Genomic DNA, 19,734 nt, shown 5'->3' on the forward strand with positions numbered 1-19,734 from the left:
TCCGGTGACAACTCCGACTCCGGTGACAACACCTACTCCGGTTACGACTCCGACTCCGGCACCAGCGTCGTTCGATGAAAAGTTCTACCTGGTCAATAATAACGATGCTGCCAAAGCGATTGTGACTAGCAAAGTAAAAAGTGCTTGGGAACACTACCAAACTATTGGTCAAGCTGAAGGTCGTGCTAGTGCTCCGTCTCAGGTAAGCACTTTCAACATCACATTTGACTATCGGTTTGATACCAATGGATTCTTCAGTGACCCCATCAATGGCCCCAACCGCAAAGCTACTTTAGAAGCAGCAGCAGACTACTGGGAAGCCGTTATCCAAGATGAATTTCCCAATGTTCCTGCCGGCACCGAGTTCTGGATTAAAAATCCTCAAACTGGACAAAAAGATAAGGTTGTTTTAAATCAGGATATTGACGATCTTGCGATATTTGTGGGTGCTCGACCTTTAAGTGGCTCTGTTGGAGAAACACAAGGCGAGGGTGCTGGTTATCAAGATGCAACGAATTTTTCCTATGTTTTATCTGATCGGATCAATGGGGTGAATTATGAACCCTATGCAAGCACCATGTCATTTGCTTCTAACCTCTCGTATAGCGTCGAGCCAAACATTTTCGACTTGAGTGCTACTCCGAGCGAACAAGGCAATGATGCCAGCTTGTTTATTACTGCTGTCCATGAGATAGCACACGCTTTAGGGATTGGTCTTTCACCAGCTTTCCGTGCAAGAACAGTTGGAGCCTCTTTTGACGGTTCCAATGCCAGATCGGCTAATGCAGGCAATCCTATTCCTCTTAGAGCCGACTTGGGACATCCAGCTAGTATTGTTAGTAAAGGTGGTTTGCCATCTCTTCTTGGTGATGGCGGTGGTGCAACCTATATCCCCACTAAAGTTGATTTAGCATTGCTTGCAGATGTTGGTTACAAATTTGAGGGATTTACCGTTCAAGATTCAACGCCAACCACTGCAACTGAGGGAGATAATAAAGTCCTTGGTACAGATTTGGGTGATACTCTCAACGGTTTAGGGGGTAACGACATCATCAACGGTGTAGCTGGCAATGATACCTTGATTGGAGGTGCTGGTAACGATGTACTTAACGGCAGCGGTGGCAATGATACGCTGATTGGTGGTCTTGGCGAGGATACCCTGACAGGAGGCCCTGGCAGCGATATGTTTATTTTTGATGTCGCAAGCGGTAAAGATGAGATAGGGGATTTTACGGTAGCTGATGACAAAATACAGTTGGCCGCTAGCTATGGATTTAAGGACGGAGCTACTGTTTTAAGCGCACCTGGAAACTTCTTCAACGGCACAGTAAACGATGTCAATGGCAATCCCGATCCCGGTAAACGCTTTGCTCAAATAACTCTCGGCTCTAATTCGGGGAATGTTATTACGATCGTTTACGATAATAATTCCCTGACGGCAGCGAATTTCATCATTCTCTAAATCTAATCATCAGATAGGTTTGCGATTTAGGCGATCGCCTTTCTGGATGGGAAGGGCGATCGCTCTTTTGTGTGGAAGGGCGATCGCTATCGCTGTTGCTGTTAGATAGGCTGCGATCGCACTTCAAGAAACAAACTAAGATCGACTTGGAAAAAGTCGGCGATTTTTCTGGCTTCATCTATTTCGATCGCCCTGCGATTAACCAGAATTTCCTCAACCTTTGTTTCCGTTCCAAAAAATGGAATCAAGTCAGATTTATCTAAATTTCTCGCATCCATTAAATGTCGCAACATTGAGGCAGAGTTCCCTGCGGTCATTGGATAATTTTCAGATTCAAATTTTTCAATCAGCGTTATCAAAAGCTCCAGAAATAGCTCTTCCTCCGGCGATCGCGCGGGGCGGTGTTCCAGTTCGCTAGCGAGAGCGATCGCGGCATCGTTTTCTGCTTCAGTTGCGATCGGCTTTGGTTGATACCGAACCAGTAAATCTGTATAAGATTTTGCATCAAAAGTACGGATCATTTTTCCACTCATCCTTATCATACTCAGCGTGAGTCAAAACATATTTGATGTAGATCCTTTGAGAACCGTAAACCAAATCAACTATCAGCCGATATCGATTTCCCTTAATATTAAATACGGTAAAATTTCCGACTGCTTCAGCTTTTGGATAAGTCTGCTGAACATCAATTAGGTTCTGCCATTGGGCTTTACTTGACACTCTATACCAGTCATAAAGTGCATCACAGGAATCCGCATGGCTTTCACAGAAATCTCGTAGGATTTTTCGGCTGATAACACGCATTTCACCCTTTTTTTCTAAACTACACCAAATTTTGCTCGGAACTTAGGCATTTGTCATATTATAAACATTTGTAAGTGCGATCGCCCTTCTTTATCTTGTCTTAAACACTGGCATAATGTTTAGCAATTAACTCTCTAACTAACGGTAATAACTCCAAAGGAACTTGAACAAACGCTTGATCTTGATTATCAAACGCTGCTTCATCTTCTGCTACCGATTCATCTTCTGACTGTCGATCGTAATGTTCGATCGTTGGGCGCACTCGTTTTTCATCCCAACTCAAGGGAAATTGATTTTGTGTTGCCATATTTACCTACCACGTTGTCGGCGTTTATAAGCACTCAAAGGTTTACCCGTTAACTCATACGCTGTTATAACAAAATGGAGAGCTTTAATCCTATCATAAAATTGTTGGATTCAACAAACTTTTTGTTAATTTTGATATAATAGAGAATGGTTTATATAGGATCGCCCTTCTCCCATCCACGTTAAATTATGTCATCACTAATCCTAATCCGCATTTTCATAGCAGCCGCAGCCGTATTCGGAGGTTTATCCGTTGCAGGCGGTGCTTTTGCCTCCCACGCTTTGAAAAATCAATTGACCGATCGAGCTTTAACCATTTTTGAGACCGGCGCCCGATATCAAATGTACCATGCCCTAGCTCTATTACTCGTCGCTTTACTCTTGAGCCGCGCCCAAGAGTCTCAAACCTTTTTTGCAGTGGCTGGATGGGCTTTTATTGCCGGCACTCTCATCTTTTCAGGCAGTTTGTACGCCCTGAGTTTGAGCGACATTAAATGGCTGGGTGCAATTACGCCGCTGGGAGGAGTTGCTTTTATTGTCGGTTGGGGATGTTTGGCAGTGGCAGCTTTTAGTTTTAAATAGAGATTGGCAATTCCCAATGCCAAATCCCTCGGCGATAGTTCCGCTTTTTGACCCCATGCCCTATGCCCTATGCCCTTTGCCCTTTGCCCAATTCCCTAATTATCAAACACATCGCTGGAAAACATCTCAGTCAAAGTACGCAAGTAAGGTACAAATACCGTTAAATCTTCAGCAGGAAGTCGATCGCATATTTCCCAAAATAAAATCAGCAGCATATCCTGCACTAACTCCCAACTTACATGAAGTTTGGGGTACAACATCACGCAAATTGGAAACAATTCTTGCTGTACCGGGCGAATACTACCTTCCAAAACGCACCAGCACAAATAGCTTTGAAAAATCTCGACATCCCGGATACCAGAAATTTTTATCTCCCGATCGCTCAAATAGCCACTGCTGCTGCGGTATCCTTGATGCTGGGCACTAGCTCGATCGTACACTGCACTAGCAATCTGAGTCGTCTGCTGCAACAAATGCTGAACGGCTAATAGAGCTCTTGAATTCGGGGGCTGATTCGCCGCAGCCTCGTTAATCTCTCCGTAGGGAATGTGCAGGTAGTCGTCTACAACTTTTAAGTAGGGCGCAAATTCCGCTCTCTCTGACTCCGAAAGACATCCTAACAAGATTTTGCTAGTGTATTGAAACTGCATTGTCACAAATCCCAGCACTAACGGATCTGTCTCTGAGTATTTTCGCCTCACTTTGATAATATCTTTTCCCACCAGCACTGACAAGCGGAAAACAGGTTCTCTATCGGCATAAGCGTCTATTGCTTTCCGATATAATGTGCGAGAATCGGCGGCAATTTCTAAAGAATTAATTAAACTTGGATCGATCGCGTGCCGCTCTATTTGTTTCCCTAAAAGAGCTTCTACTCTACTCCAAGCTATCTCGCTGGCTAATTTCAGGGTATCTGTCAATTTGTCAACTATTGGGGCCCTATTTCCCTCAAAATTAGTTAAATCGAGGCTGGGGAGAATTTGGCGTGGCCCTTGGTTCTCTCGTGTCGCAACTGTACTGTAATATTTTTTTGCCCAGCTAACTGCGAAGGAAGAAACGCTGACACCTTTAGCTTTTGGGAGTTTGTCAGTGTCGGGTCCGGTAATACCTTGGGACGCCTGACTTGGGCCGTGTTGAAGTTGGTCGGCTGCTGGTAAAGATTTTGAAGATATTTGTGAAATACCCGTCATGATAAACCTCGTTTTTTTATTAAGTCGCACCCGATCGATTCCCCTAAGTTTTAACGTTGTCAACTACAATTTTCTGCATTTGTACGCTGACAGTCATCAGCCATTACGCTTAAAGCTATAAGCAATTTGGCTCGACTGCCTGCATCTTTTATAAGTTGCACGTTAATAACGTTATTTATTGTGCGAGCGATCACCATCACCCTGTGATCGCGATCCTAATTTATTTTTTTGACCTATAAAGAGGACGAGAAATAAATTTAATTTGTCTTAAAATCTGATAATTAAAGTCCAATCCGCCTCAAACAAACTGCTGCTTGAAATACTTTATCTTTGTTTTGGAGCGCTTTGGTCGATCGCCCTAATTTCTTAATGAAGCTAGGCTACAGCGCGCTCTAGGGGTGACTTTGGTTAATTTATTTCTATAGCTGAATTAGAAATGTATTGTGAGTCTGGCGATTGTTAGGAAACCTTAACAAATTTAATAATCGGCTTTTCTAAATAAAAAATTAAATTTAAGATAAGGATGAGATTTATGTGCATTTCGTTAAGGCTATTGCCAGGGCCGTTTTTTGTGATCAGTTTTTTAGCTTCCCCCATCGCCCGCAATTGATCGTCGTCCATTCGATCGGCAAACTACCCTTCAAAACCACAATTAGCGAGTGACTCGCCCGGTAGCCCGCACATTTTGCCAAATCCGGCGGGTTCGAGTCCTGCCGGAGGCGGAACCCTGTCCCTACAACGAGAGGATTCGGTTGATGCGGGCCCCACGGGCGATCGATCCTCACAAACAGCACGGCCAGTATGTCTTTAAGGCTATGCCTTCGGGTAGGATTAGTAGGACGAGAGGAAGTGGATAAAGTCAGTAACGAGCGGGCTAAAGCCACGCTCGCTTGTAAGAGTGATCTCTCGCAAGCGGTACTGACCAGCCTAAGTCTTCATTGACTACGTTATTTAGGTCATAACACCGGAGAATACGTCGCTAGTTTTCCGCTCTGTTGTTTACAGTTAAACAGTCTTAAAGTCACTGAGACAGTGCTGTAAGCGTGACAAGCCTTTATAACATTGGCGAAGCGAACTTTACCCCGAAAGGGAGATTGAGGCAACCATACCTTACTGGAGAGGTTGATTAAATTCCCTCTCCAACCCCGAAAGGGGATTCAAGGCGATTGAAATCGCCGCGTCGTTTTTCACGAGCGGGCTAAAGCCGCTGAGTTTCCCACTTACCGAGTTTTTTTATGAGCGCTAGCAGCAATTCAACTGAAATTAAGTTCGGAACCGATGGGTGGCGGGGACTGATTGCCCATGACTTTACTTTTGCCAACGTGCGAAAAGTCACCCGTGCGATCGCCAGTTACCTAGAAACCGCTTACACCAAAGACCGCCCAGTTCTAGTCTCCTACGATACCCGCTTTCTGGCAGACGAGTTCGCCCGCACCTCGGCGGAAGTATTGGCAGATTTGGGATGGACGGTGAAAGTGGTCGATCGAGATTGCCCCACACCAGTCATCGCCTACAGCGCCAAGCATCTCAACTCCGCAGGAGCCCTGATGTTCACGGCTTCGCACAATCCCGCACCTTACTGCGGCATCAAATACATCCCCGACTACGCGGGCCCGGCAACCCCGGAAATTACCGATACAATTGTGGCAAATATTGCTGGTGCTTCTGATGCCCCAGCCAAAGGCAGCCACAACGATAAAATCTCCAGTTTTGACCCGAAACCCGAATATCTGAAGTTTCTTTATACTTTGATCGATGTGGAGCGGATTCGCTCTGCTAAGTTGAAGGTGAAGTACGACGCCCTCTACTCGACTTCTCGCGGCTATCTCGATGGGGTTTTGGAACACTGCGGCTGCGAAGTCGAAAGTTTTCATACCTACCGCGACGTGCTGTTTGGTGGCGGAATGCCCGAACCCAAGGGGGAACAGTTAGTTGAGTTGGTGGAAGCTGTTAAGAAGGATTCGGCGGATTTGGGTTTGGCTACCGATGGCGACAGCGATCGCTTTGGTATTGTTGACGAGTTGGGAAATGTCTTGACTCCAAATACTGTACTGTTGCTGCTGGCGCGTCACTTGGTTAAGAATAAAGGATTGACTGGGGCGATCGTCCGTACAGTCGCAACTACCCACTTGCTGGACAATTTGGCCGCCAAGTACGGTTTAACAATCTACGAAACCGCAGTCGGTTTTAAATACATCGGCGAAAAAATGCGGGAAACTGCGGTGCTCATCGGTGGCGAAGAATCTGGCGGTTTGAGCGTTTTGGGTCACATTCCTGAAAAAGACGGGATTTTGGCTGATATGCTAGTTGCTGAGGCGATCGCCTATGAAGGCAAACCGCTTTCTCAGCTAGTCGAAGAAGCCATTAAAGAAGCCAGCGGCCCCCTGTACAACAAACGTTTGGACTTGCACCTAGAAGAAGCCCACAAAGCAGCCGTTTTGGAATCTTTTACCAAGAATCCCCCCACAGAAGTAGCAGGGATCGGCGTTAAGGAAATCGGCCGCAAAGACGGGATTAAACTTTATCTTGAAGACGGCGGCTGGGTACTGCTGCGGCCTTCGGGAACCGAACCCTTGATGCGCGTTTACATGGAAACCAATTCTGTGGAAAAAGAAAGCCAAGTTGCCCAACACATGGAAAAGGTAATTTCCCAGTTAGAACCTGTTTAAATTTCTACCTATTCCAACGGGGGTTTTTCCCCTAGCGCTTGGGATTGTGAGGTGCGCCGAAGCGCACCTTACGTATTTTTGATAACTCTGGCAAAGCCTCTGAACATTAATCATCGATACTGCTGGGCCAGTTATATATTTGCAATACACTGGGATTTGTTAAAGTTTGGGATTTGTAAATTTATCTATTTATTTTTAATTTTTAATTAATTTAAAAAATTCCTAAATTTTTCCCGAATCTACTTGACTTTTATCCAGATAAAATTGTATATTATTAAATAATGGGGTGTTGGCAAAAATAAAATTTTCACACATATTCCGATTATAAAACAATTATACAAGTTAAATTACTAGCCTGTCAACCCGTTTATGAAAACAATTCCTCTGCTCGCCATTAGTTTTTTAGTAGCAATTTTAGTAAGCGCGATCGGCATTATCTCAGTGCAGAACGCCGCCCCAGTATCCTTAAACTTTATCTTTTTTCAATCGATACAAATGCCCGTAGGAGTAGTATTGGCAATGAGCCTGAGTGCAGGACTGATCGGAGGTGCGCTACTGCAACCGCTGTGGAACCTTTCAGATTCCCAAAACTCGCGTCCTAAATTTCAGGCCAATCCAGAAGAATCCGACACCGTACAATATTAAATAGATTTGATCCCTTAAAGGGAATATACCTGGCCGTCAATCAGCAGCCGAGTAATTCCCTTTGCTCGCAAATAAGGTGCTGCTTTTTGCAGCATACTGCTGTCAGGAATCTTGAAAACCCTTTGATTGCGAGTAGCAAACCGGCGGGCCACTCGGTGATTGTCAAACACTGCCAGAGTTTTCTCGCGAATTTCCGCCGCCGGAATTTGACCCAGTTCGCCAAAAGCTTTTAGAGGTCTGGTGATTAACTCTGCCGCCCGATCGACCACCAAATAACAAATTTTGGGCAGAGATGCTTCGCTTAAAGGCAAAACTTGAATCAGTCCTGTACCCCGAAGCTCGTTAGCGAAGCCCTCGAAGAGGATCGACTCCCCTGACGATATTGAACCCAGCAGACGGCCTTCAAATAGAGAGTCTTCATCGTCTAAATCTTCGTCGAAGTCGTCATCTAAATCATCCTCATCCTCATCCTCATCCTCGTCATCTTCCTCGAAATCGCTAAAATCTTCACCTGCCAGCAACCCTTCTGCTGGCAGCATTGCCTTTAGTTCACCAGTCACAACAGCGCGGTGGCTGCGATCGGCAAGATTGGCTGCTTGGGCATCTGGCACATCAGAAACATCCAAATCCGACTCTACATTCCCTCGAATTTCGAGTTCTGGAACTGGTTCAGGGACTGCTCCAGAACGCTTTCGGATCGTCGGTCTCGAATTTGCGGCTGACTGCAGGAGGGGGACTGACTCCGACAGGGGGACACCTACAGGATCGGTTTCGCCATCTGCCGACGGATCAGTAGTCCTCTCTGTCGGTTCAGAAACACTGGTGCGATCGGACAAACGCTTTTGTTTTTGCTGCACTAGAAATTCATATTCCGGCCCCGACAAAGCCCCCTGAATGATGCGCCTCACAGTCGAACTGCTCACTCCGTAGCGCTTTGCCAGAGTGATAGTATTCTCGTTTGACTGTCGGTACAGCCTGATGAGTTCGCGTTTGTCTGAATCGGAGAGTTTTGTAGGCGTCATGCCAAGTTTTCCAGCAAAAAGACTTGATACTCCCGACTGATGAATCAGGGGGATTCTTGACTAAGACCATAAAGGGACTTTCAAAGGCGTTATCAATGCGCCTCTACTGACTTCTTTGAGACAAAGCCCCAAAGTTGCCGCTACTTTTCTACCGATAATTAAAGTCAGTGAAGGAGTCGCCTCCTCCACTGCTCTACAAAACGGAACGTGATAGTTTCCCATCATTCCGCTCCTCAATAAAACGGCTGTTGTCATCAGTACGTCATTACCAACATATCGTTTTCCCAAACCCAAAGGCTTGGTTCCACTGGTGGCTTAGGTTTAGCACTTTTGCAGCTAGATTTGTTACCGAGACTACCATCATTGGCAGTCTTTGTGTCATGGCAATGTCGATGAAGTAGCTGCCAATTATCATACAATTCCCTTCCACCTTTCGATTTGGGGATGATGTGGTCAACCTCTATCGAATCTCCATCTTTGAAGTAGTTATCGCAGTGAGCGCATTTCCCTTTTTGTCGCTTGAGTAGTTTAGCCACTCTTACGGGTATTTCGGGGTGTACTCCCATTCTTGAACTCCAATATATCCAGTCCCCGTCATAGGGTGATGCCATCCCTTTTACTTTTACATAGCGTTTTATTTCAGTGGAGCTATGTTGTATGAGCTTTAGAGGATTGTTACCCTCTCCGGTTGCGAACACCCAGTTATTGCCTTCTACGGTTTTGAAGTATTTAAGGCGTGTCCACCCTCTGCCCTTGTTCCTATGACGATGGCGACCCCATTTGAGGAGCTTCCAAACCACTAAGTGCCATAGCCTATCAAATACTTTCTGACTGACGACTGTTGAGAAGTAGTTACACCAACCCCTAATGATAGGATTGAGATTTTTTATTAAAGTCGCTTGGTTTAACCCACGTGATTTATTTATTACTTCCGCAACTTTTCTGTAGTGCCTTTTCTGACTTTCCTTGCTGGGGGTGATAATAGTTTTAAAGCCCAATAAAGTGCCTCTGGTTCCCTTACTTGAGTTGTGTTTTCCTACTGGAAACTGCTTGATGTTGAATCCTAGAAAGTTAAATCCCGGTTTTTCACCATCTAGTTTATTCAGGGTGTGGGCTAATCTTGTTTTACTCGGCTTTAATTCTAACCCAATGTCACTTAACCACTTCTCTATCTCAACCTTACACAGCTTCACAACTTCTAAATCCTCATGGAGGACTACGAAATCGTCCGCATATCGTATCAGTGAAATCGATTTGATTTTGTCTCGTAATCCATAAGTATGACCACGATAGTCTCTCATCTCGAATTTTGGGGCTAAACCCCTAATCAATTCCTCAATCCCATGTAAGGCGACATTGGCGAGTAGAGGAGAAATCACCCCGCCCTGTGGTGTCCCTTCATCAGTTGGGAACAGCTTGTTTCCATCCATAACACCAGCTTTTAACCAAGCTCGGATTTGTCTCCGTAGGGTAGGATAGGTATTTAATTTTGAGAGAAGTACATCATGGTTAATGCGGTCGAAACATTTACTAATGTCGGCATCCAGAACATATTTTGATTTCTGACTTACCGCATTGAATATTGCTCCTATCGCATCGTGGCACGAGCGTCCTGGTCTGAACCCGTATGAGTTAGGTTCAAATCGCGCTTCCCATTCTGGTTCTAACACCAGTTTGACTAACGCGCGGCATCGCTCGGTCTTCCATTGTCGGTATACCTAAAGGTCTTTCCTCATCTGTCCCTGGTTTGGGTATCCAAACCCGGCGTGTTGGTTTAACCTTAGAACCCAATGATATTTTATTTATCAATGCGAGACGTTGCTTTGGATTCAGTGATTTAACACCGTCTACGCCTGCTGTCTTCTTGCCTTGATTATCCTGAGTTACCCGACGAACCGAAGCGGCTTTTGCTGCCCAAGAGCTTATCAAAAGTTTCTGGAGTCTGCGTACTAGCTTGACATCACCACGATTAGACGCTTGATATATCCGATGAATGCAATTTAAAAACGTTACGCTCTAGCTTTCGCCAGTTGATATCGTTCCATTCATACATCGGTTTTTCTGCCGTGTTCATAACTTATTCATTGCTACTTGTAGCTATACCATCCGTATTACCGTAAGTCCGTTAGCATATCCTCACCATTACAGTGAGACGTTGGCTTTTGACTCAATCTCTACCACCTGTTACCTGGAAATCCAGATATTTCGTCTTAGCTGACTGCTCGAAGTTTTCGACCTCTCCGAGAGTAATCAGGTGGGTTACTTCGTTCCTCACAACCATTGGTTTGTTCCGTTAGGATGTCACCTTTTCACCGAGTTTTTGGGTAACGTAGGTATGTCGAGCCAAATTCTCATACCACCCTGTACTAATGCCCTTTTGGGACTGCCAGCGCATGAAGCCTTATTTCGCTGGTTCGGCGTAACGGTGATTCACGCAGTGACTTCGCTTTCGCTATCCGTAGGAACTTGCTCACGGGATACCACTTTAGGCTAGTAGCTCTTTCCGCTTTTTATCCCCGCTTCACCGATTGATGGCTAGTCTCTACAGTGGGGGATATGCTTTCACCTCTACGTTTGGGGGGCAGGGTTTGACGCTTTCTAGGATACTTACGCTCACCTGCAAGGTTGTGAAGTTGTCATCTACAAGGGATTAAAGTGCGAACTCAATCCTAATGGATTACCCTGTAGAAGCCAGTCATCCCCCGATTTCTCGGTTTCGACTGAACGAATCGCACTTGCCTGCCCCATTGCAATCAGCATTAATCAACAAACCTTCAAGAGTACGGTACAATCCGCGCTTAATTCTTTGACCGCAAGGTTGCCACCCTTCTGGTTTTTCGCAGAATTTAGGTAGCAAATCAAGATCGATAAAGGAAGCCTTCGACGTATACGACTCTTCGGTTTCCACAAACCGAATCCCGTACTGCTCGCATAACTGAGCAATACGGGATTTTAGCCGGCCAGTTGGAATCTGAACAAAATTTTGATTAGTTTTATTTCCTAAACTAATACCATTTTTCATGACAGCATTCCAGCCGAATACTACAGTACCAATTTTATTGAGCAAGCAATGATTTATTACTTTTCGAGCTGCTTTGTTGACAGCATCCCGCATGGTGCGATTGCGATTCTCAGTTAAACCCTCCAATCGTTTTGACCAGTAACCATTCGCTTTCCCTGACATCAAAAACGCAACACGCTTGTTATATCCTTGATTGATGGACTTCAGATGTCGTCCGTCAATTATTAAGCTAGTCCCCACATTGCTGATACAAGTCAACCAATTGTTCATCCCGTGGTCGATCATCAAGACCTTGGATTGGTCTACCTCTACTTGGACATCTTTCAGTTTGTAAATCAACTCTAAATAGAAGGCACCGTTTCGAGGTAGAATCCTATATTCTCTGATTGCTTTGTAGTCGAGATTGGTAGGCTGAGGAAGATAGAAAGCATCCAAGCCGAACCAAGTTTTAACCTTGCTGCCCAATGGGAATCTCAGTAGTCCATCCTTAAGCCGGACAGAGCGACCTGTATAAGTCACTAAAGCTAGACCGCCTTGTCGATAATTCGGTAATCTAGGTCTTTGGGTTACAGTGCCTTTGCGAATTCCTCTCAGTAGTCCAATGTAGGATTTAAAAGACTCAGCGACGGTAGTTAAAATCTGTTGCGCGGTATCCGAATAAAATGCTTTGTAATGCAAGTTCTGGTTTTCTGTACCAAGCACTTTGTGCAACTGGGCCCTACTCGGTATCTTGCCTGTCTTGAAGTACATTTGGCGAGCATAATATATTCCGCAGTTCGTCAACTTTGACGACTCGCTACAAAGGAATTCTAGAATTGCTTTTAAGTCTGTATTGGGACTTATTAGATTTTGTTGGCATCCAAACATATTCTCTTTCCTCCCTGTTAAATTATACTATCATAGTAGGATTTCATCCGGTCAAAAATAAACAATATAATTCTGTTTATGTTCATGATTTGACCCCTGCTGTAGATCGATCTACAGCAGGGGTCAAATCTGTCGTAGCCTATCTTCTGCTATGAAGGAATTAATTGAGGATAAAGATGTTAGGCGACGGTCGTCGCTGCCGCTTTCCTCCCCATGTCTAAAGCCAGGGCTTCTCGCTCGTTTTTTGGTGAAAAGACGCAGGCTAGCAGTCAGCGAACTGTGATTTTTCATTTTCGATTTCAAGCTCACAGATGCCGACAAGGGCCAAACAGCTTTCGCGTCCCCATCGCTTGCCAAAGCAACCCTAACCTCAAATCGCTAGGCTGCGCGACGACTGCGCCTGCTCTGGCGAGAACGGGTTGAGATGTCATGTTCCAAGATAGCTCCAATTCCGAACAGGATGGCGCTGAAAACAAAAAAGACTTCGAGCAAACTGCCGCTTTGATAAGTACCCTCAGCCTGAGTATCGCGCCATTTAAAGTACATATCTGCGATGTAAAGCGAAAAAGTTGCCGCCGCAATCATTCTCCAAGATTGGGAAAAACGTCCTCCCCAAAACGCCAGCAGCAATGCAGTAGCAATAATCAGCAGAAAAACGTCCCCGACGATGTAAAACAAATTGATTGCATAGGCGTAAGGCGACAGTTGCTTGTCAAGTGCTATTACCCATGCGGGAGTTTTACTTGGTTCTGCTGCTGCTTCTTCTTCTTCGGGTGCGGATTTAGCAGCAGTCGCGGCTGTTCCTTTTACCATGGAGTTGGACGAATTTTCTAAACCAGGCCCTTTTGCCCCAGGCGCTGGCGCAGAGCCTGTCACTACTTCCTGGGTGGCTGCTGGAGACATTCCTAGCTGTAGCCTCCAAGACTCAGGTGCAGCAACCCAGATAGCTACAGCAATCCCGAAGGCTGCAATTCCCGCTAACAAAGCCCACTGCCAAATTTCTAGATTCAGCCGTTTGGAAGTCACAGCGATCACCATGCCCCCAATCAGTACCACATAGCTGCCCAGATAAAAGGCATCTGCGGGGGACACGTCCGGGTCGGCCTCGAAATACAGTTCCCAAATGCCAAATAGCACACCGCCGATAAAATAGAACAGCATCCCCAGACCAATGCCCAGCCAGACGTTGCGCCCGCTGACCATGTGCGGGCTTTGCCAGTTTCTAAAACAAACTAATGCAGCTCCCAGGTATGCCCCGCATTCAAAAATATAAGTGCCGATCGAGTACCACAGAGGTAAACCCTCTTCTGCTGAGAGGGGGACGCTGAACAGCAAAAAGAACAGCAGCGCCATGACAGCCCAGACAATGCCCACAATCACTAGGGTCTGAGCTGACAGTAAAGATGAAGATGTAGATGACTTTTCTGAAGTGCTACTCATAGGGATTCCACGAGACCTAACTAGCGGTTGAACGCACCCCATCTCAATCTTTGATTGGAGATGAGGATTCTTTCGCCAAAAACCTTAAAAAACCTCGATCTGACGCTTCCGGGATAACTGGCGTCCTCAGTGTGTCGTCGGGGCTTTTGCCCTCGTACACTATAGAAAGACTAAGCAAGAATAATATCTATTTACTAATTCAATAAATTAGTTGTTAGTCGATCTTGTACCCGGAAATATAATGATAGACATACGGTAGATGTCTCCACCCTTAAGGTTTTTACAGTACCAAATCTATCTCTGAAATTATACCCTCAAAGGTTGAGGTATCTGTTTTTTTGCTTTCCCATTTCCCTACTCATATCAATGATTCTAGGCGGGTAATGCGATCGAAACTTAGTTAAATTGCCAGACCATAGGTGGCATCCAAACCGAATCAACAATTTGGTTGGTCAATACAAGTTGGCAATCCAACCTGTATATCGCGTACCCCCTACAGCGCAATTATCTAATATCCATTATCTCGACCCAATTGTCTGAGCAATTGTCACAGATTTTCTATCCTGCGATCCACAACTTGTTGAGGGCTGATTGTTTCAGCCAATCTAGAAACTGAGTCCGATCCGGTGCTGGCATATCTTGCAGCACATCGCTCACTCCCTCCGCGAAGTCCGTATTGCCAAAATATGATTTGCCCAAGCGGTGGAGTTCTTGCAATAAGGTCTTGAGATGCTGCTCTTGCCAAGGAGGCACCTTGTGATTTTGCAAGGGACTAACGGTTAGCCAGTTTTTTATCGCATCAGGGGAGTCTGCCTGGGGGAAGTTTCCCTGCTGAAATACCTTGGCGATATCTTTCTGAAACGATGTGGCTTGCCTTGCGCCTAAGAGGTCTTCTACATCGAAGTAAACAGCTTGGAGGAGCAGCAGACAAGCCTGCGCGAACAGTGGTGCTTTGGCTGCTTCATTCCCTGCCGGTTCTTCACCGGCAAGCTGATCTAAACGGACTTTTCCCCAGACGCTATATCTATCCGGCTCTTCTAGCAGAACACAGGCTTTGCCTCGGTTGTCGGTTAAGTCCCGCCACAAGGCTCTGGCGTCTTCTGCTTGCTTGCCGTTGAAGGCGCTGATCAGGCGAAAAGTCTGCCCCTGATAATTGAGAATGGGAATTTGTTGATCCCGTTTTGGGTGTTGAAAATTGGTTATTTCAACATCCTGCCGTTTCAGAATAAACATGACACTGCGATTTGACTCCTGTCATGGCCGAGGTGCTGTGCTTTTGACACTCCCGATGCCTAAAGGCGAAGGGATTCTTGATTCAGCGAGTCCACTTAAATTAGCAGGATTGCTCCCGATCACCCAGAGATGGTTCTGCTACACAAAACTTGGCTAAACTTATTTAAGTCTCACCATTCAATCAGGATTGCTCCTAAAGGGTCTGCTTCCTGTTTCACCCAAGGGAGTCGGCTCCTTCTTGTCCACAGGCGTTAATTTGGGTGTAGCCCGCCCTAATTGAGTTAATTTTAGTTGAAGCTTTTAGCCATGAGTCATCCAATATTTTCAACCAATTTAACGAAACGCGGACTCGCGTTCGACCTTGTAACAGGCTGGTCAGTTTTGACTTGCACGGTGGTTTACTCTCCCAGATAATTAAGCCTTTGTTTTCGGCACTGAGGTAATCATACCGCCCAGAATGTTAACCATTCAAGTTAAGTATGACTAATTTTAGTAAACTTTTTGGCTATTTAGTCCAACTCCTCAAGCGTTCCGATACTTTTTTGCTAACAAATGCTAACAAATATCTAAGCTGAGATTGTCTCTCAGCCTTGGCGTATAAATCAATGCACGAAGGAAAATCCCCCGCGCACAATTTAGGACTGCTGTACTGGCAACGCTTGATTTTCGCGCTCGTGCTGAGCAGGCGATTGACTGTTTTGCTTTGATGCCGTAGAGGAAGCTTATATAAAGGCTCCGTACCATCAGGGATTTTCACCTGAGTCTTTCAATCCTAGTTCTACCACATTTTTATCAAATATCAAGTCGAGCAGAATGTTAGCCAACATAACTCAATATCAGCAAATTAGTCATTCTGACTCAACTCATACCTCAAATCAGGGGACGATCTCTGGTTTGGCGGTAATGGGGTCAGCGTTTTAGGCTTTGCCACTAGGGGAGGTTAACATAACCAATAGACATCGGGGAAAAAGCACCTGTGACTCTTTTGCTGTCTGAGTTCCGTCTTAATGGGGAGAGATATCCGATCGACCAAATAGTTGGGTTTCAACTCGACCTCTAAATACTTTACCCGAGTTCACCAAAAAACGAGCGAGAAGCACCGGGCTACCGACATGGGGAGGAAAGCGGCTGCGACGACCGTCGCCGTGGAATGATCGCAACTTGAGTCGCAATGATATGATAAGTGCAGCGATTAAGAATAACCATCTACGTGTTGAAGCATTTTAGTTTCGGTGAGATTCCGGCACAGTAAGCCACTACTGCCTTTGAGCAGGAAGCCTATTTAACTGACAAAAAATATCAAAATGTGGAGCGTACCTATCTGGCATAAGTGATGGACTCCGAAAGCCGAAAAAAGCCAAAAGTATACGCAAAGCTTGGATTCGTCCATGCTGAGTGGGTAGAGGCGCATTGATAACGCCTTTGAAAGTCCCTTTGTGGTCTAATCAAGAATCCCCCTGATTCATCAGTGAGGAGTATCAAATAATTTACTTGCTCGATCGCACACTGCACCGATACAATAATCTTGTTAGCGATTTTTGAGTTGGGTGCGTAACTCAGTTGGATAGAGTAGCTGCCTTCTAAGCAGCGAGCCGCAGGTTCAAGTCCTGCCGTACCCGTTAGGTAATCCTTTTGCGTAGCAAGGGTTTCAGGTTGACTAAGCTACCGAGAGTCTGGTTTTCCGCTCATCTTTAGCTCAGTCCTACTCTTCTAAGTAGCTGAGTATGTCCAAAACTGCCTCCATATCTGCCAAGTTTGCGCCGGACTTTTTGCGTCTGGTCTTCAACTTGTTAAGCAGGTCGGCCGGCTCTGGAAATTCTGCGACGGTCGGAGCCGAGTTTTTATTTGCTTGCCGATCGCGCTGCGCTTCCTTGAGTTCTTGTTCCAACATCTGCACCTTCAGTCCTAAATCGCCGTTGCGCTCGTGTAACTCATTCAGTTCCTTATCCCATTCTGCAAGCTGCTTGTTGGCCGCTTTCAATTCCTGCCTGAGTGATTCATCGTTGCCGTCACTCAGGCACTCAATTTTCCCAGCCGTTCCTCAATGGCGGCCATCCGTTCCATCACCGGGTCAAGGCGATCGGCTACAACCTTGTCTACAGTGTCTACAATTTTTGTAGACACGACGCTATCATTGCTTCGTGTAGACAAATCTGTAGACGATGTAGACACTATCGGTGTAGACAAAGTAGACAGCGCTGTAGACGTGCTTGAGACTTCCTTGAGAATGCGTTGTGCAGCTTGACTAAGTGACTCACCGTCTAGCTTCTGAGCTTCTATCCAGTTCAGGAAGTGACCAGAAGCCCTAAACGATACAACTTGACTTTGACTCATTGTAGACACCTGTATACAGTATTTGTCTACAATAACTGATATCTGTCTACAGTGTCAACAGTTTGTAGGCAAAACTTGTAGACATGAAAATCCCCCAGTTAAGGGGGATGGGATTGATCCGTCAGTTGTCAGGCAGTGGCTAAATTTTTCCTTGGAGACGGATGAGTTCAGCAATTCGCTCACGGACTAACTCGTCTTCTCCCTCCAACCAGTCAGCGATAGTAGCAGTGCTGTATTTCCGTCCCGGAGTATTCCATCCGAACATTTGAGTAAGCAGGGCTTGTAAATGTTCAGAATGGTACTCTGGCCACCAGATTAGTGCAATGTCTCGCATTTTTTCTGCGTCCTCTAGGGTGATAACTTCAGGTACTGATGCCACTGCCGGCTCTGACTCCGGTTTTAGCGGGGATTGAGATTGCTGAGGTTGAGTGAGTATGTTTACCATTTTCTCGCGCTCGCTTTGTGGCTGTTTTGAGAACCATTGCAAAAATTCTGTAAAAGGTGAGGAAATTGAGTTGCCAGAGTTGCCAGCGCTCTGTGTAAGGGTTTGTGGGTTGCCAACTGGGTTGCCAACTGGGTTGCCAATATTTTCTGGCAACTCACCTGGCAACCCTGTAACCCTTTCTGCGTCTACTGGCAACCCTGGCGACCCAGTTTTGCCACTTCTTGTGGAACTTTGTACAAAGCTAATTCCAAGCAAGTATTTTTGCCCTCTCCGTTCCATTTCGTCACGACCGTTATATCGGTGAACTTGTACTTTAGGGAAAATCTCGCACAACCTTGAATACAACTGGTTTACAGCTTTCACCGGAGCGTCATATTTATTGGAAAGTTCATTCCAAATCAGCTTCTCCTTGGTGCCACTAGTCTCTCGCTCTAGAATCCCTGCATCCTCATACCAAGCTTGCAATTGCTCCCACAAATCTTTAACCCAGACGCGACCGCCAGACTGAACCTCCAAACCAACCTCGCGGGCAAACTGCCACAAATGCCGGCTTTCCTCCTGAGCTTCTCGCATCGCCTCACGGGTTGCCTTGTAGTCAATCCCCTCTTTTAGTAGCAGTGGCAACCGCTCCAACATCTTGTTGAGCATCGCCGGCGCAATCCGCTCAAGGATAAAGTTCTCATCATCCTTAAAGCGCGGGTCAGCCTCTAATTCACCCTGAGACGGGTCAGCATTGTGCTTGTAAGTCTTCTTGAAACTCAGGATGCCGTAGCGGTCATCAATGGCGGCCGTCCCTCCAGTGATAGAGGGTAGTTTGTTGCAGTTGGCAAAGAAGACGGCCGCAGGCTTGTACTCATAACCATCCTTGCCCTTGCGTTCAATATCAATGATGTCGCCTGTGATTAACTGCTTAAGACTCTGGATGGTGTCGAGGTCTACTTTTGCAGTATTCTCGGAAGCCCAATTACAAATACTTCCTTCAATTCCTGCTAGAGAGAACTTGCGGCCATTGTCATAGGACTTGAAATCTGACAGCGACTTGCCAGTCATCCCCCGCCCAAAGACAGCGGACAACACAGCCCGCAATGTATCCTTGCCGTTAGCCCCCTCGCCGTGGCACAGCAAACCTTTAACGCCCCGTCCCGTCAGCTTGGAGCGAACAAGCTTCAAATTCAACGCAGCAGCAGCAGTCCGCAAAAATACCTCACGCTGCGACGGTTCCAAGCATTCTAAAAGGCGATCGCAATCTGTCGGGTCAATGTCAGGGTCATACTTGCAGCCAACATAGGTATAGACCTGGTTAGGGTCATGTGGCACAAACGAGTGAGAACCGTCAGGGTTAATTTTCACTACCCCGTTAGAGCAGTTCAAGCCGTCAGGATTTATTTTGTTTGGGTCAACCCAGTTCTGATCGATAACCCACGTCAGAATCTCAGTTCTGTTACTAGACCTGGCTCGGTTGTTGACCCAAACACCCTTTACCTTCTCCGCGTAGGTATTGAGCCAGTCACCGATACGGCGCTTTTCCTCGGATTCCGATCGCAATTCGTAGTGACTGCCGACATAGCGATAAAGCTGACCTCCAATAGCTTTCCAGTGACCGTCTGAGTAAAGTGCAGCCTCTGCCTTCTGTACGAAGTTTTGCAGTGCAGTCGGTGCTGTGTCTGGGATGTAGTCACTTTTACTACTGTCATACTTCTGGCATACTACTTC

The 19,734-nt window shown here is 46.0% G+C and carries 15 protein-coding genes, 1 tRNA gene and 2 pseudogenes; 5 read left to right on the plus strand and 13 right to left on the minus strand.

What is annotated here, in order from left to right; all coding sequences use genetic code 11:
- Positions 1-1,462 (plus strand): annotated as a pseudogene (locus QUB12_RS01385) (hypothetical protein); the annotation flags it as partial.
- A gap of 101 nt (positions 1,463-1,563) precedes the next feature.
- Here the strand turns inward: QUB12_RS01385 and QUB12_RS01390 are convergent.
- The 3 genes from QUB12_RS01390 to QUB12_RS01400 all read right to left on the minus strand — a co-directional run bounded on the left by QUB12_RS01390 (position 1,564) and on the right by QUB12_RS01400 (position 2,573).
- Positions 1,564-1,995 (minus strand): transcriptional regulator, encoded by a 432-nt coding sequence (locus QUB12_RS01390; protein WP_333305129.1) that lies wholly within the window; start codon positions 1,993-1,995, stop codon positions 1,564-1,566.
- Positions 1,967-2,266: a type II toxin-antitoxin system HigB family toxin gene (locus QUB12_RS01395; RefSeq protein ID WP_333305131.1), complete on the minus strand. Its 300-nt coding sequence runs from the start codon at positions 2,264-2,266 to the stop codon at positions 1,967-1,969. The genes QUB12_RS01390 and QUB12_RS01395 overlap by 29 nt, the downstream gene beginning before the upstream one ends.
- Before the next feature lie 100 nt (positions 2,267-2,366).
- Positions 2,367-2,573 carry a hypothetical protein gene (locus QUB12_RS01400; RefSeq protein ID WP_333305133.1) on the minus strand — a complete coding sequence of 69 codons (207 nt, stop codon included), beginning with the start codon at positions 2,571-2,573 and terminating at the stop codon, positions 2,367-2,369.
- Positions 2,574-2,761: 188 nt separating this feature from the next.
- Here QUB12_RS01400 and QUB12_RS01405 point away from each other — a divergent pair, with 188 nt between their 5' ends.
- Positions 2,762-3,154 carry a DUF423 domain-containing protein gene (locus QUB12_RS01405; RefSeq protein WP_333305135.1) on the plus strand — a complete coding sequence of 131 codons (393 nt, stop codon included), beginning with the start codon at positions 2,762-2,764 and terminating at the stop codon, positions 3,152-3,154.
- Between the two features lie 95 nt (positions 3,155-3,249).
- On the opposite strand, the gene QUB12_RS01410 is transcribed toward QUB12_RS01405, so the two are convergent.
- Positions 3,250-4,344 carry a hypothetical protein gene (locus QUB12_RS01410; protein ID WP_333305137.1) on the minus strand — a complete coding sequence of 365 codons (1,095 nt, stop codon included), beginning with the start codon at positions 4,342-4,344 and terminating at the stop codon, positions 3,250-3,252.
- A gap of 1,235 nt (positions 4,345-5,579) precedes the next feature.
- On the opposite strand from QUB12_RS01410, the gene QUB12_RS01415 reads away from it, so the two are divergent.
- Both QUB12_RS01415 and QUB12_RS01420 read left to right on the plus strand, forming a co-directional pair.
- The gene (locus QUB12_RS01415) at positions 5,580-7,013 is read left to right on the plus strand and encodes a phosphoglucomutase/phosphomannomutase family protein (protein WP_333305138.1); all 1,434 of its coding nucleotides are present in this window, start codon (positions 5,580-5,582) and stop codon (positions 7,011-7,013) included.
- 369 nt (positions 7,014-7,382) lie between these two features.
- Positions 7,383-7,658, plus strand: coding sequence for a LapA family protein (locus QUB12_RS01420; protein WP_333081696.1), 276 nt, complete (start codon positions 7,383-7,385; stop codon positions 7,656-7,658).
- A 14-nt stretch (positions 7,659-7,672) separates the two neighbouring features.
- Here the strand turns inward: QUB12_RS01420 and QUB12_RS01425 are convergent, their stop codons facing one another.
- From QUB12_RS01425 to QUB12_RS01450, 6 genes and pseudogenes are all read right to left on the minus strand, one after another.
- Positions 7,673-8,680 (minus strand): hypothetical protein, encoded by a 1,008-nt coding sequence (locus tag QUB12_RS01425; protein ID WP_333305140.1) that lies wholly within the window; start codon positions 8,678-8,680, stop codon positions 7,673-7,675.
- Between the two features lie 60 nt (positions 8,681-8,740).
- Positions 8,741-8,905: a hypothetical protein gene (locus QUB12_RS01430; protein ID WP_333305142.1), complete on the minus strand. Its 165-nt coding sequence runs from the start codon at positions 8,903-8,905 to the stop codon at positions 8,741-8,743.
- A 29-nt stretch (positions 8,906-8,934) separates the two neighbouring features.
- A pseudogene (gene ltrA / locus QUB12_RS01435) lies at positions 8,935-10,754 on the minus strand (group II intron reverse transcriptase/maturase).
- A gap of 621 nt (positions 10,755-11,375) precedes the next feature.
- The gene (locus QUB12_RS01440; RefSeq protein WP_333143448.1) at positions 11,376-12,569 is read right to left on the minus strand and encodes a transposase; all 1,194 of its coding nucleotides are present in this window, start codon (positions 12,567-12,569) and stop codon (positions 11,376-11,378) included.
- A 378-nt stretch (positions 12,570-12,947) separates the two neighbouring features.
- A complete protein-coding gene (locus QUB12_RS01445) occupies positions 12,948-14,009 on the minus strand; it encodes a hypothetical protein (protein WP_333143447.1) in 1,062 nt (353 codons plus the stop codon).
- Between the two features lie 558 nt (positions 14,010-14,567).
- Complete coding sequence (locus tag QUB12_RS01450; protein ID WP_333055855.1) at positions 14,568-15,242, minus strand: Npun_F0813 family protein; 675 nt, start codon at positions 15,240-15,242, stop codon at positions 14,568-14,570.
- A 1,545-nt stretch (positions 15,243-16,787) separates the two neighbouring features.
- On the opposite strand from QUB12_RS01450, the gene QUB12_RS01455 reads away from it, so the two are divergent.
- Positions 16,788-16,861: transfer RNA gene (locus QUB12_RS01455), tRNA-Arg, on the plus strand.
- An 83-nt stretch (positions 16,862-16,944) separates the two neighbouring features.
- On the opposite strand, the gene QUB12_RS01460 is transcribed toward QUB12_RS01455, so the two are convergent.
- From QUB12_RS01460 to QUB12_RS01470, 3 genes are all read right to left on the minus strand, one after another.
- A complete protein-coding gene (locus tag QUB12_RS01460) occupies positions 16,945-17,223 on the minus strand; it encodes a flagellar alpha dynein (RefSeq protein ID WP_333143446.1) in 279 nt (92 codons plus the stop codon).
- Positions 17,224-17,255: 32 nt separating this feature from the next.
- Positions 17,256-17,576, minus strand: coding sequence for a hypothetical protein (locus tag QUB12_RS01465; protein WP_333305144.1), 321 nt, complete (start codon positions 17,574-17,576; stop codon positions 17,256-17,258).
- Between the two features lie 139 nt (positions 17,577-17,715).
- A partial coding sequence (locus tag QUB12_RS01470) for a DUF5906 domain-containing protein (protein ID WP_333305146.1) occupies positions 17,716-19,734 on the minus strand: 2,019 nt, incomplete at its 5' end.

It is taken from the genome of Microcoleus sp. B7-D4, from assembly GCF_036705125.1.
Taxonomy (GTDB): Bacteria; Cyanobacteriota; Cyanobacteriia; order Cyanobacteriales; family Microcoleaceae; genus Microcoleus.

What these genes read in the sequence shown, in the direction of transcription:
- QUB12_RS01390 (WP_333305129.1), bottom strand. Translation starts at nt 1,995, where the DNA reads ATGAGTGGAAAAATGATCCGTACTTTTGATGCAAAATCTTATACAGAT.
- QUB12_RS01395 (WP_333305131.1), bottom strand. Translation starts at nt 2,266, where the DNA reads ATGCGTGTTATCAGCCGAAAAATCCTACGAGATTTCTGTGAAAGCCAT.
- QUB12_RS01400 (WP_333305133.1), bottom strand. Translation starts at nt 2,573, where the DNA reads ATGGCAACACAAAATCAATTTCCCTTGAGTTGGGATGAAAAACGAGTG.
- QUB12_RS01405 (WP_333305135.1), top strand. Translation starts at nt 2,762, where the DNA reads ATGTCATCACTAATCCTAATCCGCATTTTCATAGCAGCCGCAGCCGTA.
- QUB12_RS01410 (WP_333305137.1), bottom strand. Translation starts at nt 4,344, where the DNA reads ATGACGGGTATTTCACAAATATCTTCAAAATCTTTACCAGCAGCCGAC.
- QUB12_RS01415 (WP_333305138.1), top strand. Translation starts at nt 5,580, where the DNA reads ATGAGCGCTAGCAGCAATTCAACTGAAATTAAGTTCGGAACCGATGGG.
- QUB12_RS01420 (WP_333081696.1), top strand. Translation starts at nt 7,383, where the DNA reads ATGAAAACAATTCCTCTGCTCGCCATTAGTTTTTTAGTAGCAATTTTA.
- QUB12_RS01425 (WP_333305140.1), bottom strand. Translation starts at nt 8,680, where the DNA reads ATGACGCCTACAAAACTCTCCGATTCAGACAAACGCGAACTCATCAGG.
- QUB12_RS01430 (WP_333305142.1), bottom strand. Translation starts at nt 8,905, where the DNA reads ATGATGGGAAACTATCACGTTCCGTTTTGTAGAGCAGTGGAGGAGGCG.
- QUB12_RS01440 (WP_333143448.1), bottom strand. Translation starts at nt 12,569, where the DNA reads ATGTTTGGATGCCAACAAAATCTAATAAGTCCCAATACAGACTTAAAA.
- QUB12_RS01445 (WP_333143447.1), bottom strand. Translation starts at nt 14,009, where the DNA reads ATGAGTAGCACTTCAGAAAAGTCATCTACATCTTCATCTTTACTGTCA.
- QUB12_RS01450 (WP_333055855.1), bottom strand. Translation starts at nt 15,242, where the DNA reads ATGTTTATTCTGAAACGGCAGGATGTTGAAATAACCAATTTTCAACAC.
- QUB12_RS01465 (WP_333305144.1), bottom strand. Translation starts at nt 17,576, where the DNA reads ATGAGTCAAAGTCAAGTTGTATCGTTTAGGGCTTCTGGTCACTTCCTG.